Source organism: Deferribacterota bacterium (assembly GCA_034189185.1).
Classification (GTDB): Bacteria; Chrysiogenota; Deferribacteres; order Deferribacterales; family UBA228; genus UBA228.
In genome coordinates this window covers 1-1,929 of sequence record JAXHVM010000265.1, presented here as the reverse complement: position 1 = coordinate 1,929, position 1,929 = coordinate 1, and the positions used below count along the sequence as shown (strand labels likewise).

Genomic DNA, 1,929 nt, shown 5'->3' with positions numbered 1-1,929 from the left:
AGAAATGTAACTGATGCTGTAAGTGCTTACAGCGGAAGTTTCCCATCAAAATCCATCTAAACATCTGACATACAATTGATAGAATGCTATTTCGTCAAAATACGTAGTCAAGAATATATTTTTTAAAAATTTATTTAAAAATCTTTTGTATAATTATATAAAGTATTATATTTGTGGTCAAGATGTATATTCAAAAGATTCATAAAAAGACCAAAAAAAAGACCTATACCTCTGTATACCTGGCAGAAAACTACCGTGAAAACGGTAAAGTCAAGCACAGGCTGATATCAAACTTATCTAAATGGCCTGATGAATTAATTGAGAATTTTAGAAAATTATTAAAAGGAGAAGAAATCACTACGGTAGAAGATTTGGAATTATCTACCGGGAAAAGTTTTGGTGCGATAAAAGTAATTTCTCAAATTGCTAAACGACTTGGAATAGAGCAAGCTTTGGGTAGTACCCAACAAGGTAAATTAGCCCTTTTCCAGATAGCAGGCCGCATTATAACACAAGGCTCACGTTATTACCTGGCAAACAGTTGGGCGAATTTACAGGCCATTGATGAAGTATTCAAGATTAAAAGCCTTACTCATAAAGATTTATATGAAAATTTGAATTGGCTAAGTGAAAATCAAAACAACATAGAACAAAAAATATTTAATTACAGAAATCAACATCAAAAGATTAACACAATTTATCTTTATGATGTAACTTCATCTTATTTAGAGGGGCAAAAAAATGAATTAGCAAAATACGGGTACAACAGGGACAAAAAAATAGGCAAAAAACAAATCGTAATCGGCTTGCTGACCGATGACAAAGGTTATCCAATTTCAGTTGAAGTTTTCGATGGGAACACTAACGACACAAAAACTGTATCTAATCAATTAGCAAAACTGAAGGAAAATTTTGGCGTCGAACGAGTTGTTTTTGTGGGCGATAAAGGGATGGTAAAATCCGGTCAGATAGAAGAGATTACATCCGATAAGTTTAAGTGGAACTATTTGACTACTATTACTAAAGAACAGATTAAAAATCTTATAAAACAAGACGTTATACAGTTAGATTTATTTGCAGAAGAAATTATTGAGGTAAAAACCGAAGACAATATACGCTATATTTTACGCAGAAATCCGGAGAGAGCTAAGGCATTAAATGAAAGCAGAAAATCTAAAATAGAAAAGATAAAAGAGTTAGTATCAGTACAAAACACCTATTTATCAGAACACCCAAAAGCTCAGGGAGAGGTTGCTTTAGAGAAAATAAAAACAAAAATAGCGAGATTAAAACTGAAAAATATCATAGAACCGATACTGTCAGAAAAAACGATACATATAAACATAAATGAGCAAGCACAAGACAAAGCAGCCGAATTAGATGGTTGTTACGTTGTTAAAACTGATGTTCCTTCAGATGAATTAGATACTCAAAAGGCACACGACCGCTATAAAGACCTGGCAAAAGTTGAGTTTGCATTCCGAACAATGAAAACGACTTTAGAAGATATTAGGCCGGTTTTTGTTCGTAAAGAGGAAAATACACGTGGACATGTTTTTGTGGTCATGTTGGCTTATATGATTGTTAAGTACATAACTGATGCTTTATCGGCAGAAAGTTTTACTCGAAAATATATTTTTGAAAGTTTAGATAAAATAAATTATTTACAATATACTCATGAAGGTAAACAAATAAATATTGTACCTGAAAAATTATTACCAGACCAGCAAAAAATCATAGAAGCTCTAAAAATAAAGCTTAAATAATGGGTAGGTAAGAATTTTTTCAGGCAAAAATCACTTATAAGATTGACTATAAAGGTCTTATGTGGTATTTTAACTCTTTTATTGAGAAAACTTCCGTTTTAAATAAAATCGGTTTTTAGACAGATTGCCGTTGTAAACAATTATGCAGGATACAGAAAAATTA

1 protein-coding gene is annotated in these 1,929 nt (G+C 31.7%); it reads left to right on the top strand.

What is annotated here, in order from left to right; genetic code table 11:
• Window positions 1–182 precede the first annotated feature (182 nt).
• Window positions 183–1,766, top strand: a complete 1,584-nt coding sequence (locus tag SVN78_10710; protein MDY6822076.1) for an IS1634 family transposase — start codon at window positions 183–185, stop codon at window positions 1,764–1,766.
• The last annotated feature ends 163 nt before the right edge of the window (window positions 1,767–1,929 follow it).